At 39.1% G+C, this 15072-nt stretch carries 14 protein-coding genes; 9 read left to right on the forward strand and 5 right to left on the reverse strand.

Annotated features, from left to right (window positions below; all coding sequences use genetic code 11):
- Positions 1-13 precede the first annotated feature (13 nt).
- On the forward strand, positions 14-613 hold the full coding sequence (locus BK584_RS01935; protein ID WP_078391024.1) for a DNA-3-methyladenine glycosylase: 600 nt from the start codon (positions 14-16) through the stop codon (positions 611-613).
- A 26-nt stretch (positions 614-639) separates the two neighbouring features.
- On the forward strand, positions 640-1212 hold the full coding sequence (locus BK584_RS01940; RefSeq protein ID WP_078391025.1) for an LOG family protein: 573 nt from the start codon (positions 640-642) through the stop codon (positions 1210-1212).
- A 30-nt stretch (positions 1213-1242) separates the two neighbouring features.
- Here BK584_RS01940 and kynA read toward each other — a convergent pair whose 3' ends face one another.
- Genes kynA through kynU form a run of 3 tightly spaced genes read right to left on the reverse strand, consistent with a single transcriptional unit; the run spans position 1243 to position 3990 of the window.
- Positions 1243-2073, reverse strand: coding sequence for a tryptophan 2,3-dioxygenase (gene kynA / locus BK584_RS01945; RefSeq protein ID WP_078391026.1), 831 nt, complete (start codon positions 2071-2073; stop codon positions 1243-1245).
- Positions 2063-2710 carry an arylformamidase gene (gene kynB / locus BK584_RS01950; RefSeq protein ID WP_139365595.1) on the reverse strand — a complete coding sequence of 216 codons (648 nt, stop codon included), beginning with the start codon at positions 2708-2710 and terminating at the stop codon, positions 2063-2065. Before kynB ends, kynA begins: the two co-directional genes overlap by 11 nt.
- Positions 2710-3990 carry a kynureninase gene (kynU, locus tag BK584_RS01955; RefSeq protein WP_078391028.1) on the reverse strand — a complete coding sequence of 427 codons (1281 nt, stop codon included), beginning with the start codon at positions 3988-3990 and terminating at the stop codon, positions 2710-2712. Before kynU ends, kynB begins: the two co-directional genes overlap by 1 nt.
- 137 nt (positions 3991-4127) lie before the next feature.
- On the opposite strand from kynU, the gene BK584_RS01960 reads away from it, so the two are divergent.
- A complete protein-coding gene (locus BK584_RS01960) occupies positions 4128-5108 on the forward strand; it encodes an acrylyl-CoA reductase family protein (RefSeq protein ID WP_078391029.1) in 981 nt (326 codons plus the stop codon).
- Positions 5109-5157: 49 nt separating this feature from the next.
- Here BK584_RS01960 and BK584_RS01965 read toward each other — a convergent pair whose 3' ends face one another.
- Together BK584_RS01965 and BK584_RS01975 are read right to left on the reverse strand one after the other, a co-directional pair.
- Positions 5158-6075: a C40 family peptidase gene (locus BK584_RS01965; RefSeq protein WP_169871005.1), complete on the reverse strand. Its 918-nt coding sequence runs from the start codon at positions 6073-6075 to the stop codon at positions 5158-5160.
- A 1068-nt stretch (positions 6076-7143) separates the two neighbouring features.
- On the reverse strand, positions 7144-9252 hold the full coding sequence (locus BK584_RS01975; RefSeq protein ID WP_078391032.1) for an ATP-dependent Clp protease ATP-binding subunit: 2109 nt from the start codon (positions 9250-9252) through the stop codon (positions 7144-7146).
- A gap of 419 nt (positions 9253-9671) precedes the next feature.
- On the opposite strand from BK584_RS01975, the gene BK584_RS01980 reads away from it, so the two are divergent.
- The 6 genes from BK584_RS01980 (at position 9672) to BK584_RS02000 (ending at position 15069) form a co-directional block, all read left to right on the forward strand.
- Positions 9672-10670 carry an LLM class flavin-dependent oxidoreductase gene (locus BK584_RS01980; protein WP_078391033.1) on the forward strand — a complete coding sequence of 333 codons (999 nt, stop codon included), beginning with the start codon at positions 9672-9674 and terminating at the stop codon, positions 10668-10670.
- 127 nt (positions 10671-10797) lie between these two features.
- Entirely contained in the window at positions 10798-11574 is a 777-nt protein-coding gene (locus BK584_RS01985; RefSeq protein ID WP_078391034.1) for a type II toxin-antitoxin system SpoIISA family toxin, read from the forward strand.
- A gap of 49 nt (positions 11575-11623) precedes the next feature.
- Positions 11624-11770: a hypothetical protein gene (locus tag BK584_RS24425; protein ID WP_169871006.1), complete on the forward strand. Its 147-nt coding sequence runs from the start codon at positions 11624-11626 to the stop codon at positions 11768-11770.
- Positions 11771-11878: 108 nt separating this feature from the next.
- Positions 11879-12880 carry an LLM class flavin-dependent oxidoreductase gene (locus BK584_RS01990; protein WP_078391035.1) on the forward strand — a complete coding sequence of 334 codons (1002 nt, stop codon included), beginning with the start codon at positions 11879-11881 and terminating at the stop codon, positions 12878-12880.
- Between the two features lie 135 nt (positions 12881-13015).
- Positions 13016-13942, forward strand: a complete 927-nt coding sequence (locus tag BK584_RS01995) for a PLP-dependent cysteine synthase family protein (protein ID WP_078391036.1) — start codon at positions 13016-13018, stop codon at positions 13940-13942.
- A complete protein-coding gene (locus BK584_RS02000) occupies positions 13939-15069 on the forward strand; it encodes a bifunctional cystathionine gamma-lyase/homocysteine desulfhydrase (RefSeq protein WP_078391037.1) in 1131 nt (376 codons plus the stop codon). The genes BK584_RS01995 and BK584_RS02000 overlap by 4 nt, the downstream gene beginning before the upstream one ends.
- Positions 15070-15072: the final 3 nt, after the last annotated feature.

Consider the following 15072-nt stretch of genomic DNA (forward strand, 5'->3'; position numbering starts at 1 on the left):
AAGGAAAGGGCCCATGCATTTTTTTTCTCCAGTAGATCACTCATTTTATATGCAACCGACTCTGTTGTTAGCAAAATCGTTAATAGGAAAATATCTAATTCATTTTTTAGATGATGAGTACTTGGTTGGTCAAATTACGGAAACAGAAGCTTATTTAGGTGTGCTTGATCCAGCATGCCATAGCTTTGGAAGAAAAAAGACGAAGCGTACACAAGTTTTATACGGGGAACCAGGACGCATTTATACGTATTCGATGCATACGCATTGCTTACTGAATATAGTCTGTGAAAAACCAGGACAACCTGAAGCCGTCTTGATACGAGCAATTGAACCAATTTCTGGTATTGAAAAGATGGAAAAACTTAGAGGGATGCCATTAAGAAACAAGCAATTTAGTAATGGGCCTGGCAAATTAACAAAGGCAATGGGGATTACAATGGATTATTATGGGCATTCGTTGTTCAATCAATCACTTTATATTGCAAAAGGGAGTATCGAATCTCCTGTGGTTGCAACAAAGCGGGTAGGGATTGGCGGTGCGCGTCAAGCAAAACATTATCCATGGCGCTTTATTAATAGCGCAACTCCCTTTGTCTCAACCTATCGCGTATAAATTCTAAAAGAGGAGATGAAAACAAGATGAAAGCAATTGCAGTGTTTTGTGGTTCTAGTGTAGGGAATAAACCTGGTTATCTTCAACAAGCCGAACGATTTGGCGAACGTTTGGCAGAAAAGGGGATCACACTTGTTTATGGTGGTGCTCAAGTTGGATGTATGGGAGCGGTAGCAAATGCATGTTTAAGTGCTGGTGGCCGTGTTATTGGGGTAATTCCTGAAAAGCTAAAGCGGGTTGAGATCGCTCATCAGAATCTATCAGAGCTTCATGTCGTTAAAACAATGCATGAACGTAAAGCGTTGATGGCGGAATTGGCAGATGGTTTTGTCGCTTTACCAGGTGGGGCTGGAACGCTTGAAGAGTGGTTCGAAGTGTTTACTTGGTCACAATTAGACTATCATAATAAGCCATGTAGTTTTTTAAATGTAGACAATTTTTTTGATCCGCTGCTAAGAATGCTTGACCATACAATCGAGCAGGGATTTATGAATGAAGCTTATAAGGAATTATATTTAGTGGAACAAGAAGTAGATGTACTTATTGATAACCTAATAAACTACGAACATAAGACAATCTCAAAGTGGACGACAAATTAAAACCAAGGGCTATAAGCCCTTGGTTTTAATTTATAAAGATGTTCGGAGTTGCCATAATTCCGGAAAAAAGTACTCGTCTAATATTGCCTTTAAGTAGTGAACCCCTTTTGAACCTCCTGTACCGCTTTTCAATCCGATAATACGCTCAACTGTTTTTAAGTGGCGAAACCGCCATTGTTGATGCCTGTCTTCTAGATCGACAAGTTTTTCTGCCAATTGATATAAATTCCAATATTGGTCTGTGTTTTGATATACTTTTTGCCATGCCTTTAACACAGAAGAAGATGTGGTATGTGATTGTGTGATATCACGTTGCAGAAGATCATCATCTATTGAGAGTCCTGCTCGAGAAAGTGCATAAATGGCCTCATCGTATAAACTTGGTTTCTCATAATCAGTTAACAGGTCCTCATGTAAGGCTTGATCATGGGCATAAATTTTTAAGATATGATCTGATTTCTTACCTAGTGCAAACTCAAGTTGTCGATGTTGATACGATTGAAAACCTGAAGCTTGTCCAAGGGAGTCTCTGAATTCACTATATTCACTTGGAGTTAGGGTGGATAGAACATCCCAGGCTTGTATAATTTGAGCCTGGGTTTTTGAAACGCGGGAAAGTTGTTTAAACGCCGGTTGGAATTGATCATGCTTGATCGAATGAATCGCACCTTTGATCTCATGGATCATTAGTTTCATCCATAATTCGCTTACTTGATGGATGATGATAAAAAGCATCTCATCATGGTGACCAGAAAGCCTGTTTTGACTTGATAATAATGAATCCAGTTGCAAATAATCACCATAAGTCATTTTTTCTTTAAAATCCGTATGCAAACCCGAATAATGATCTTTATTTGTCATTTGAATCGAACCCTTCTTTAATTAACTTAATAACTGCCCGGACAGGACTACCATCAGCTCCATGAAGCAATAAAGGCAGTGCAATTAATTCATAAATTCCTTCGGCTATTTGATCGAGAACAAGGTTTTCTAGAATGGCAATACCTGCCTGATCAAGAGAGTGGTGGCCAGGTAGATCTTTGCTTGTAATCGAATCAACACTTGGAGCATCAACGCCAATCAATTTTATACCTTGTTCTGCTAAATATGCCGCTCCATTGGGTGTTACTGTCGGAAAATCTGAAGAGAATTCTTCTAAATTTCTGTTTTCAGTTGTTTTAATTAAAAGTCTTGTCTTGTTTTCTAATGGAAATTGTTCAAATAATGAACGATCAAGTGAAGAAGCCCCAATAGCATTAATAACCATTGCTTTTCCTATATAGAGTTCGAGAGGCAAATCATTGATTTTTGAGCCATTATTTTTGTAATGATACGGTGCATCAGCATGAGTTCCAGTATGCGTACTCATTGTTATACTACCCACATTTACTGATCCTGTTTCTTCTTTTGTGGCTGATAAAGAATAAGAGAAAGGAGTGTCTCCTGGCCAATGGGCGATCTTATTGTTTAATGGCATCGTAATGTCAATCCAAGTCATTATGCAATCACTCCTCGAGTATTTTCATAATTTTTATACGTGCGGTTCTTAAGTATAGTTGCGAGAGTTAAAGCGCAATGAAGTACATCACTGTAAGAATTATAGAGAGCTACAGGAGCAATTCGAATACCGTTTGGACTACGAAAATCTGGTATAATTCCTTCTGATTTTAATGCTTTGCATATTCTCGCTGCTTCTGGATGCTCAATGAGTATGTGACCACCCCTACGTTCATCGTTTTTTGGGGTACGTATAAGAAGATTGGTTGTTTCTGGAAGCGATTCCAAAAGATCGCGTAAGTATTGTGTTAAGTTTAGTGATTTTTCACGCATAGGCCCAATTCCAGCTTCTTCAATTAATTCAAGTGAGCCGATTAAAGGAGAGAGTGACAAGAGATGTGGTGTGCCTAATTGATAAGCTCCAGCTCCAGCAGCTTTTGTAAATGTTGGTTCCATATCAAATTGTACTTGTTTATCAGAACCAAACCAACCAAGCAATCCAGGCGTTTTAGCATGATGACGTTCGTTAACATAAAGTCCAGCCACACTACCTGGTCCTCCGTTTAAGTGTTTGTACGTACACCAAAAAGCGAAATCTACACCCATCTCGCTTAATTGATGGGGAACAGAACCAATTGAATGACATAAGTCAAAACCGATTAAAATTCCACGTTCATGTGCAGCAGTAGTTAGTTTTCTCATGTTAAGCAGCTGTCCACTTCGATAAAGAACACTTGAAAGAATAATGATCTTTATATCATCGGTCATTGCTTCAATAATTGCATCTTCAGATAGTGTGTAACCGTCTTCGCTTTTGATAAGCTTTAAGTGTTTCTCAGAATGTAGACCATGAATCTTTAAATGAGATTGCATTGCGTAGATATCAGTCGGAAAATTTAAGGTTTCACTTAGTATAAATGGTTTTTTATCAGTTGGTTCATAAAAAGTTGCGAGTAATTGATGCAAATTAATAGTCGTTGAACCAGTGGCGATGACTTCATGTGCATTCGCACCAATTAGGTTTGCCATTTTTGCTCCGATTGTCTCTGATAAAGTAAACCAAGGCTGTTGTGTATCAGACCAACCATCAATTGCGTGCGTTTTCCAAGCTTCAAGTAACTTGATGACGCTCTGCTCTGATCGCTTACTTAATAACCCAAGGGAATTGCCATCAAGATACGTTTTTCCTTTTTGTATGTAAAACTCTTTTGCGAATCGAGCCAGTGGATCTTTCTTATCTTTTTCAGCAGCATAATCAATCGTGTTTAATTGTTTTGTCAATTAAGTAACCTCCCAATCACTATACGTCTATCTTAACGTATCAAATGGAGGATCGACTGACAATCATTTTATCTACGTTTAAGAATAATTAAGAAAGGAAATAAGATAAGGGAGAGGAATAAAGGAGGATTTTTAAAATGACTTTTCAAGCATATGTATTAAGAAAAGATGGAGACAATGTGATAAATCAGATTGAGCAATGGGAACCTGAACAGTTAACGCAGGGAAATACACTTATAAAAGTCGCTTATTCAAGTGTTAATTATAAAGATGCCTTGGTTGCTCGAAAAGGTGATTTAGCGGATATCACCCCGCTTATTCCTGGTATCGATTTAGCTGGAACAGTCATTGAGTCATCAGAACCTTCCCTCCAAGAAGGGCAAGAAGTTATCGCAACAAGTTATCGTATCGGAACTGGTCATAATGGTGGTTATGCACAACTTGCTCGGGTACCAAGTGAATGGGTCATTCCGTTGCCTGACGGGTTGTCATTAAAGGAAGCGATGGCGCTTGGAACCGCTGGACTGACAGCTGCTTTATCGATTCGAAAATTAGAGAACAATGGATTAAATCCAAGTAAGGGACCGGTTGTTGTTCCTGGAGCAACAGGTGGGGTAGGCAGTTTAGCGGTTCATATGTTAGCGAATCTGGGATATGAGGTGATTGCCGGTACAGGGAAAAAAGAGGCTCACTCATTTTTAAAACAACTTGGCGCTTCAAAAGTAGTAGATCGTAGCGATTTAGAAGAAACGAATCGTAAAACAACGCGTAAAGCAGAGTGGGCAGGAGCTGTTGATGCGGTTGGTGGAAAAACACTCTCGTATCTATTAACAACAATAAAACGAGGGGGTTCAGTTGCCACAAGTGGGTTTACAGGAGGAATAGACATTGAAACAAACGTAATGCCTTTTATCGGAAGGGGAATCAATTGGCTCGGGATTGATTCAGTGACATGTTCAATGTCAGAGCGCTCACATGCGTGGAAAAGGTTAGGAAGTGACTTAAAGCCGACACGATTGAACGAGCTGATAAGAGAAGTATCGTTAGAACAATTAGAAGAAGTATTTGATGAGGTGCTTGCAGGAGAAGGTATAGGTAGAACGGTGGTAAAACTATAAAGAAAGAAGAGCCATCCCAGAGGTGGCTCTTCTTTTAATAACTTTGCTATTAAAGGCTTCCAGCACCAACATAGTGTTGGCTCCAATAAGAATTGTTTAAGCTAGCTGTCTCAACGCCTCGTGATCCAGCATGAACGAATTCATTATTTCCAATATAGATTCCTGCATGAGAGATATATGAACCAGAGTCATATGTACCAGAGAAGAAGACAATGTCACCAACACTTGGGCTTCCTTTAGAAGAAGCATCATACATAGCTTGAGCAGTTCTTGGAATGCTTTTACCTTGTGAATTAAATACATAATTGATAAAGCCACTGCAATCAAATCCGCTTGGAGAAGTACCACCCCATGCGTAAGGAGCACCAGTTTGGTTTAAAGCAGTTTGTACAAGACCACCTGATGAAGCTGGCGCTTTATTTGAAACTGTTTCACCTGCAACTTCTGTGCTTACTTCTTCATTTACTTCAGGAGTAGATGCAGTTGAAGTAGAGTTAGAAGAGCTTGATTCTGTATTAGTAGTAGCTGTAGAGTTGTTAGTTGTAGTATTAGTAGATACGTTGCTAGTAGAAGCTGTAGCTTGTCCACCTGCGTTTAAAGCTTTTTGCGTGGCAGGACCGGCAATACCATCAACTTGTAAATTGTTATTTTCTTGGAATTTACGAACAGATTGTTCTGTTTGAGGTCCGTAAATATTATCTTGTGGAATTCCAAGCTGTCCTTGAATTTTACCAACTGTTTCATTCGTATCACCATAACGAACTGTTGTAACCGCTGCTTGGTTTGTATTTGATTCTGTTTGTTCAGAAGTTGTTTGAGTTTGAGCTTGTTTCTTTTCAGCTGCATCAACTTTATTCATATCAACATTTGCGTCAGCCGTTTGACTTGTTGCAATTGTTGCTGTAGTAGCTAGTCCCATTATTACTGATGTACGTACAACTAATTTCTTAACATTTGCCTTAAACATAATATATTCCCCCATAAGTTTAAATAATAAACATGACGTAATGTCATCGATTTGTTTTCCCAGTTCCTAATCTAACGTACGAACATCACAATCAGTTTGTGATTATGTTACAAACTGATTACAATTGGTTTTCTTTACCTATGAAATTTGTAATCTAACAAATCATTTTAGGTGATAATGGCTAAATTCGTAGCTCATTCCCGACAAAAACTGCATGTAGCGTACTGTATTTGGCAATTTCTCATCAATCCAAAACAGAATTGTGTGTTTTTTGTATGCATTTGCTCTAAACGTAAAAATAATTGGAACATAAACTAATGAAAAAGGCGGAGATGTGTCGCTTACGATCGAATGAAGGGATCGGTCTGGTGAAAAACATTCCTCTGAGGAGCAGGATGGTGTGATAGAAACAGTTTCGTTTATGTAAGTAAAGACGTTATCGGAAAACTTATTTTTATATCCAAATCAAACGTATCAGTTGTTACTAGGAGATGAATTAAAAAACGGCCAACAACCGGCCTATTGCTCGGGAACCGTCCAAAGGATTATACGCCTGAATACACGTAAGAACATTATAGTGACAGAATGATTGCTCAATCATTTCTGAAGATGAATGTGGTGGCATTTTCGCTTGACTGGATTAATTTAAAGGAAATGCACGTTAAAGGTCTTGTATATAAAGCGAGCACGAATAGGTGGGTCTTCAATATGTACCAGTGCCAACTCATATTTATCGTAGACATCTACATCAAAAAGGGTTTAATACATTTTTGAAGAACTTCGAATTAAAAAACGGGACCGTCAGAGGAAATTACGCATTTGTCGAAAGGTCTCACGCCCTCAGTTTAAATACTGTAAAAAAGAGGCGACTTGTATTAATTGAGGTCAATTTCAGACATGGATATAAAGGGTTGAAAATAATTGATCAGAATGCTTATTTTAATGTAAGTTGGCAGCCTTTCCGTTATGTATCAGCAGCACAGGGATCTACACCATAAATAAGTAAAAATAAGTTGATGACTCATGACAATACGAAAACCCCGCACCAACAAAGGTGCGGGGTTTTGTTTAAGCCTTCGTAACAATGATTTTACCTTCTTTAGCATCCACGCTCACATGGCTAATTTGATCATCATCGATCACGAGCTCAGTAATGTCATCTTCAATTGTATCCTGGATAACACGACGGAGTGGTCTTGCGCCAAATGATGGGTGGTAACCTTGTTTTGCAAGTTCTTTTTTGGCTTGCTCACTTACGTCCATCGTAATGTTTTGAAGTGCAAGACGATTATTCAAGTCATCCAACATCACATCAACAATTTCAACTAAATTATCTTCAGTCAATTGGTTAAACTCGATTAGGGCATCAAAACGATTAAGGAATTCTGGCTTAAAGTAATCGTTTAGATTTTCTAAAATACCTAGTGTTTTTTGTTGTTCTGCATTAAAGCCAAGAGAAGGCTTGTTAATGCCAACACCTGCATTCGAGGTCATAATCACCATTGTATCTTTGAATGATACAACACGACCTTGACTATCCGTTAACCGGCCATCTTCCATGATTTGTAGAAACATATGCTGTACGTCAGGATGTGCTTTTTCAATTTCATCGAGCAAAATAATGCTGTAAGGGTTATGACGTACTTGTTCAGTTAGTTGTCCACCTTCTTCATGACCAACATAGCCAGGAGGAGAACCAATTAGTTTTGAAACGGAGTGCTTCTCCATAAATTCACTCATATCAAGGCGAATCATACTTTCTTTCTTACCATATACTTCTTGAGCTAACTGCTTTGTCAACTCGGTTTTACCGACACCTGTGGGGCCGACAAATAAGAAACTAATCGGACGGTTACCAGCTTTGAGACCCGCACGACTTCGTTTGACTGCTTTAGCTGTTTTTGAAACAGCATCTTCTTGTCCAATTACTTTACTGGCAAGCCGAGAACCCAAATCTCTCATTTTTTGTTGTTCAGCTTTTTGAAGTTTTTGTACTGGAATACCTGTTTGTCGTTCAATTAAACCTTGTATATCTTCAAGCTTTACTTCAATCGGTTTTATTTCTGATTCAGCTGCTTGAAGTTTGGTTTTAAGTGTCGCTTCTTCATCACGTAAAGATGCGGCTTCTTCGTAGCGTTCTTGTCTCGTCGCTGCTTGTTTCCGGTCTTGAATATCAGCTAGTCGTTTTTCAATTGTCGCTTTATCCTCGTGGTTAGAGGCTAAGGATAAACGTGAACCAACTTCATCAAGTAAATCAATCGCCTTATCAGGTAAGAAACGATCTTGAATGTAGCGGTCAGATAAGTTTATACATGCTTCTAATATGTCATCAGAGTAGCGAACACCATGATAACGCTCATAAACTGTTTTTAGACCTTTAAGAATTTCAAGTGCTTGATCGAGTGTAGGTTCTTTTACAGTGACAGGTTGAAAACGACGTTCAAGCGCAGCATCTTTTTCAATTTTGCGGTACTCAGAAAGAGTTGTAGCCCCAATCAATTGCATGTTTCCACGTGCAAGAGCTGGTTTCAGTAAATTGCTTGCATCCATATTGCCTTCTCCTGATGCTCCGGCTCCAACCATCATGTGTAGTTCATCAATAAACAAAATCATATCTTCACGTTCGCTAATTTCATCAATTAATTGTTGCATTCGCTCTTCAAACTGCCCCCGATAACTTGTACCTGCAACCAATGAAGCAAAGTCAAGTGAAAAAATCTGCTTGTTTGCTAATTTAATTGGCACATTACCGTTTGCGATTCGTAAAGCCAACCCTTCGGCGATAGCTGTTTTACCAACACCGGCCTCGCCAATTAAAACGGGGTTGTTTTTCGTACGACGGCTTAGGACTTGTATAACCCGTTCAACTTCATCGTCGCGTCCAATAACTGGATCGATTTCTCCATTACGTGCAGAAGAAGTCAAATTATGACCAAATTGATTCAGAAAACTTTCTTCTTCAGGTTCTTGTTCTTTCGTTCGTATATGTCCACTTTGGTCAGAAGATTGTTGACCCATAAATTGATTAAACAGAGATTGAAATTGATTTGATTGTCCTTGAGATTGTTGCATTTCACGGAAACAAGTCTCACACAATGCGACTTGTTTTTTATGTTGATTTAAAACTACATTCAACGATACCGCAGCTTCACGAGATTGACAGTGTTGACATTTCATGGACTCATTCCTCCTAATATAATAAATGTACGTTTTGACTTTGACTATATTTGACCTTTTTGTTGTAAAAAAAAGCCATTAACGAGTAGTGGCTGATTACTATACGTTTATTATAACTGACCATTTTTGACTTTTCAAGTAGTCTGCTTAAATTTTTTATTTAAAAGGTCAGGAAACATAAGATATCACTTGTTGAATCCAATGTCAAACTCTCGCAGAAAACAGTTAGTTGTAAAAGAATAGATGTTTTTAAACGAAGTGATTGTTTTTTGTGAGTAAGCACATTTTCGTTATTTGGGAAACTCTTTTAACCAAAATGTGTTTATGATTCAAAAATGGGTCGTAAAGCACATAAATTGAATCTTCCTTATGACAACTATACAATATGGACAGTCACGATAAAAAGGAAGGTTTAATTAATGAAAAAAAATATAAAGTTATCTGCATTGAATTTAGCTCCGGTACAAGAGGGGAAATCAGTTGGAGAAGCGCTTAATCGAACAATAACGAGCGCTAAGGCGATTGAATCATACGGTTATCATCGTTTTTGGGTCGCTGAACACCACAATATGCCTGGAATTGCTAGTTCCGCAACAGCTGTCTTAATTGGTCAAATTGCTCAAGCAACGTCAACAATTCGAGTTGGGTCAGGCGGAATTATGTTACCAAACCATGCGCCTCTTGTTATTGCCGAACAATTTGGTACACTAAATGCACTTTTTCCAAATCGAATTGATTTAGGTTTAGGAAGAGCTCCAGGCACAGATCAGCTTACTGCTCACGCGCTCCGGCGTCACGGGCAAGACGCAAATGACTTTCCTGCATTAGTTGACGAACTGCAACAGTATTTTCAACCAGAAAATGCAACGAATCGGGTTCGTGCAATTCCTGGGGAAGGAGAACAAGTGCCAGTTTGGCTTCTTGGTTCAAGTGGTTTTAGTGCGCAATTGGCAGGAGAACTCGGGTTGCCTTTTGCGTTTGCAGGGCATTTTTCACCAAAGCACATAATTCCGGCATTAAATATTTATCGTGATTCGTTTAAACCATCGGCACAAATGAGTGAGCCTTATAGTATGGTAGCAATTAATGCTATTTCTGCGACAACTTCCGAAGAAGCAGAAATACTAGCCTCAACTTTGTACCAACAATTTCTTTCAATGATACGAAATAGACCAGGAAAAATTCAATCAGCCGTTTCGAACATGGAAGAGTTATGGTCGCCTTACGAAAAACAATTAGTTATGGAACAACTTGGGGGGTCATTTATTGGGCATGCAAATGAGGTTGCCAACCAACTTCGAGAATTCGCTTTTAAAACCGGAGCTAATGAATTAATGCTTCATACAAATATATACGACGAACAAAAACAACTTCAGTCATTTAAGTTAATCGCTGAAGCATGGAATAAAGAAGATTAATAATGAGAAAAGACCTGATTTCCATAAAAATCAGGTCTTTTTTTATGGATTGTATTGGGAAATAAACTACTTTGGCGCTTGCCCTCATACACTTTATAAACAACGTGCAAAAGGGGGCCAGAAAGCAATGCTTTTTATTTTTCAAGTTCTTGTTTGGCTGAGCGTAAGCGGGCTAGCCTTCTATGTATTTGCATCATGGAAATGGGCAGAACAGACAAAGAAGCGGCTTCCCATTATTCGAAAAGCATGGTATGCCTTGTTTACAGTTGGAGCGGCTCTTACTTGGACGATCTATCCAGATAGTTTGTTTATAAAGTGGCACCATTATTTGATTGTAGCTTGTTTATTTGTTGTTGTAGACATATTTATTTTCTTAAGTGCTTATATTCAACGAATTGGCTCAAATGTATTTACAATCGATACAGGTCAGTTGATTGAAGCAAATGATCAAGTCTTACAAACACAACAAGAACGACTAAAAGCATTTTTTCGTTTATTAAAAAGTGATCCGATCAATGTCTATTACGGGGGGGATCGTGCATATATTACGGGTGTGAGAGAAATTCTTATGAAATATGCCGAGAAGACAGAGGTCGAGGCTAGTGTTTTCCCTTTCATGACAAAAGGGGATAAAGATCATTTGCTTACCCATTTTAAAGATCGCATTACAGTTAGCGCTACTTTAGAACGCCAAGATGTTTATTATGGAGAGAAAGAAAAGTTAATCTTTATACCTGTGATTTTACAAGGCAACCATCATGTAATAAAACTGTCATCAGAGGAACGTTTAACAGAGTTTGATGCACTATTGTTTGCGACACTAGTGGCGATTTATGACTTGCTGTCTTCTGGCAGTGAAGAGGAGCAAGACGACCCTTTGAATCAGGCGCACCAGATTAACTAGGGAGGAATAGGGTATTGTATAACAAAACGTCCCGAGTAGGTGAAAGTTAATGAAGAAAAAGACGAAGAAGTCAACAAGCAGTGTGCTGCCAGCTTTTGCTGCTTCTCCGTTTACGGTTAATTTACAAAAGAAAAACAAGGAAGCGATTCAATTGTACGAGAAATGGAAATCAGGAAAAATAAAAAAAGCACGCTAAAAGCAGAATGGGCCCTTTCCATTCTGCTTTTTTAATGGTTATCATTTGCTAAAATCGACTAAATTCGATACGGTAAGAGGAACACAAAATGAAAGAAGGCTTAATTGGATGAAGCTCAGTATCCTCGACCAAGTACCGCGCTCTAGCGAAACAACAAATGAAATTGCTTTAAAAGAAACCGCAGATCTCGCTTTGGCTGCAGAAAGCTTGGGGTACCACCGCTATTGGGTTGCTGAACACCACGATTTACATGGGCTTTTGTCACCGGCTCCTGAAATACTACTTGCTTATATTGGAGCAAAGACGAATTCGATTCGACTTGGCGCTGGTGCGATATTGCTTCCTCACTATGCACCATACAAGGTCGCGGAAACCTTTAATATGTTAGCAAATTTGTTTCCGGGAAGAGTTGATTTAGGTCTTGGCCGTTCTCCTGGTGGCTCAGCAGAGTCCTCGGAAGCATTATCAGGCAACTTTATTGAACGGGTTCATACAATGGATGAACGAGTGGAGGAGTTGATGCACTTCTTGGAGCGGGATTTTCCTGACGATCACAAATACAGCAAGCTTCAAGCTGTTCCTATCCCATTTGAGGCACCAACGGCCTACATTTTAGGAACATCAAAAAAGAGTGCTGCACTCGCCGCAAAACATAATCTACATTATGTGTACGGACATTTTATGAATCAGAAAGATAGTGACGAGGTGATCGCGCATTATCGTAAGCGTCAGACAGGAAACCAAAAGGCAATCGTAGGTGTTTCTGTTCTATGTGCTGAAACGCAAGAACGAGCTGAGAAGCTATACCGTTCTGTTCAAATATGGCATGCTTATAATGAACAACAAGAACCACTTAACTCAATTCCTACTTTGGCAGAAGCAGACTACTTGTTAAGGCAATTAGACGAGAAGAAACGTAAAGAGATCACATCCAAAAAACATGGAGCGATTGTTGGGGACAAGTACCATGTCAAAAGAAAACTTGATGAACTTTCTCTTGAGCTGAATGTAGATGAGTTTATTGTACTTACGCACGCTCCAGAGCTTCGTGATCGCTTGCACTCGTATCGTTTACTAGCAGAAGTATATCCTCAATTAGTATCTCTGTAAAAAAAGACCTTCGCGGGTCTTTTTTTATTTGCGTAAATAATTTCACATACCGAATGATGAAACTAAAGAAAAACAAGCACCAACCTACACTAAACGCATAGGCTACAACAAAAGCTTAACAAATGAGGTGTCCTGATGGATGTATACAAAAATGTCCATGAATTGATTGGTCGTACACCAATGATCGAGTTAACATCGTTTGTTTTGCCAAACAATGTACGGTTATTTGCAAAACTAGAATTTTTAAATCCAGGAGGCAGTATTAAAGACCGATTAGGAGTGAAGTTATTACGTGATGCAATTGAGAAGAATAAAATTACTTCTTCCGGTACTTTAATTGAACCAACTGCTGGTAATACGGGAATCGCATTGGCACTTGCAGCTATAGGAACCGAGGTTAAAGTAATATGTGTTGTGCCTAATTCATTTAGTATTGAAAAGCAACAAATCATGAGAGCATTAGGTGCTACTGTCATTAATACGCCAAGTGAATACGGTATAAAAGGGGCAATTGCTCATGCAAAAAAATTAGAACAATCAATGAAAGATACGTTTTGCCCACAGCAATTTCATAATCATGCAAACCCTGCAACCTATTTTGAAACACTTGGTCCAGAAATTGATGCTCAATTAAATGGCCATATCGATGTATTTATCGCAGGTGCAGGGTCGGGAGGAACGTTTTCTGGAACAGCAACCTATTTAAAGAAACAGTACCCTGGAATTCGGACAGTGGTTGTTGAACCTGAAGGATCGATTTTAAATGGCGGGGAAATTGGCCCGCATCGAACAGAAGGAATTGGGATGGAGTTTATTCCTGATTTCGTTCATACAACTTATTTTGACGAAATTTATACAGTTTCAGATAAAGTCGCATTTAAACGAACAGCGGAAATTGCCAGGAAAGCAGGCTTGTTAGTTGGGAGTTCCTCTGGAGCAGTGCTAGAAGCTGCTCTACATGAAGCATATTTGGCTAAAGCAGGTTCTCATTTAGTTACTGTGTTTCCAGATGGCGCAGAACGATATTTAAGTAAGGGTATATATGAGGGGGGAATCGATTGAGGAAAAAAACGCAACTTATACATGGTGGGATAGGGATTGACCAAGTGACTGGTGCAGTAACGCAACCGATTCAGCTAGCAAGTACGTTTAAGCAAGATGGCATTGGCAACTTCTTGTATGAATATGGTCGCACCGGAAATCCTACACGGAATGCTCTTGAATCTTTATTAGCTGATTTAGAAAGTGGCGTACAGGGTTTTGCTTTTTCATCCGGGATGGCAGCGATCACTGCAGTTATGAAACTGTTCTCTGCTGGTGATCATATCCTTGTAACCGATGACGTTTACGGTGGGACCTTTCGGTTATTTACAAAAGTGTTGAATGAAGAAGGAATTCATGTCGATTTTGTTGATACTGCGGATTTAAGCGCTGTGGAGACACGGATACACGCGAAAACGAAAGCCTTGTTTTTGGAAACACCAACAAACCCACTTCTAAAAGTGACAGACATACGGAAAATAGCTGCATTAGCTACTAGTCATAAACTCATTACCATTGTGGATAATACCTTCGCCACACCTTATTGGCAAAATCCATTGCTGCTTGGTGCTGATATCGTTTTGCATAGTGCAACCAAATATTTAGGGGGCCATAGTGATCTCATAGCTGGTGCAGTCATTGTAAAAGAAGAAAAGATTGCAGAAAGAATTGGTTTTATTCAAAATGCAACTGGAGCCGTCCTTGGTCCTAGTGACAGCTGGCTACTAATGAGGGGGATAAAAACTCTTGGCGTTAGGATGGAAGAGATTGAAACAAATGCTCGTCAGATCGTGAAGTATTTGCGAAGTCATCCAAATGTTGATCGTGTCTACTATCCAGGGATTGTTGATCATCCGGGTCATACCACGCATGCTTTGCAAGCTAGGGGTTTTGGAGGAATTATCTCATTTACAACATTGACAGAAGAAATCGCAAACAATGTCATTACGAATACCACTTACTTTACGTTAGCAGAAAGCCTTGGCGCAGTTGAAAGTCTCATTTCAATTCCAGCAAAAATGACACATGCATCCATTCCTATCGAAAGAAGAGAAGCTTTAGGCATCACGAACTCGCTAATCCGCTTATCAATTGGCTTAGAAGATGTGGAAGACTTAGCTGAAGATTTGGAAATTGGATTAACCTAAAGG

Origin of the sequence: Shouchella patagoniensis (assembly GCF_002019705.1) — a bacterium.
GTDB lineage: Bacteria > Bacillota > Bacilli > Bacillales > Bacillaceae_D > Shouchella > Shouchella patagoniensis.

Excerpts from the sequence above, each read along its gene's own strand:
- BK584_RS01975 (WP_078391032.1), bottom strand. The coding sequence starts at position 9,252 with ATGAAATGTCAACACTGTCAATCTCGTGAAGCTGCGGTATCGTTGAAT.
- BK584_RS01990 (WP_078391035.1), top strand. The coding sequence starts at position 11,879 with ATGAAGCTCAGTATCCTCGACCAAGTACCGCGCTCTAGCGAAACAACA.
- BK584_RS01985 (WP_078391034.1), top strand. The coding sequence starts at position 10,798 with ATGCTTTTTATTTTTCAAGTTCTTGTTTGGCTGAGCGTAAGCGGGCTA.
- BK584_RS01940 (WP_078391025.1), top strand. The coding sequence starts at position 640 with ATGAAAGCAATTGCAGTGTTTTGTGGTTCTAGTGTAGGGAATAAACCT.
- BK584_RS01960 (WP_078391029.1), top strand. The coding sequence starts at position 4,128 with ATGACTTTTCAAGCATATGTATTAAGAAAAGATGGAGACAATGTGATA.
- BK584_RS24425 (WP_169871006.1), top strand. The coding sequence starts at position 11,624 with ATGAAGAAAAAGACGAAGAAGTCAACAAGCAGTGTGCTGCCAGCTTTT.
- kynA (WP_078391026.1), bottom strand. The coding sequence starts at position 2,073 with ATGACAAATAAAGATCATTATTCGGGTTTGCATACGGATTTTAAAGAA.
- BK584_RS01995 (WP_078391036.1), top strand. The coding sequence starts at position 13,016 with ATGGATGTATACAAAAATGTCCATGAATTGATTGGTCGTACACCAATG.
- BK584_RS01980 (WP_078391033.1), top strand. The coding sequence starts at position 9,672 with ATGAAAAAAAATATAAAGTTATCTGCATTGAATTTAGCTCCGGTACAA.
- kynB (WP_139365595.1), bottom strand. The coding sequence starts at position 2,710 with ATGACTTGGATTGACATTACGATGCCATTAAACAATAAGATCGCCCAT.
- BK584_RS01965 (WP_169871005.1), bottom strand. The coding sequence starts at position 6,075 with ATGTTTAAGGCAAATGTTAAGAAATTAGTTGTACGTACATCAGTAATA.
- BK584_RS01935 (WP_078391024.1), top strand. The coding sequence starts at position 14 with ATGCATTTTTTTTCTCCAGTAGATCACTCATTTTATATGCAACCGACT.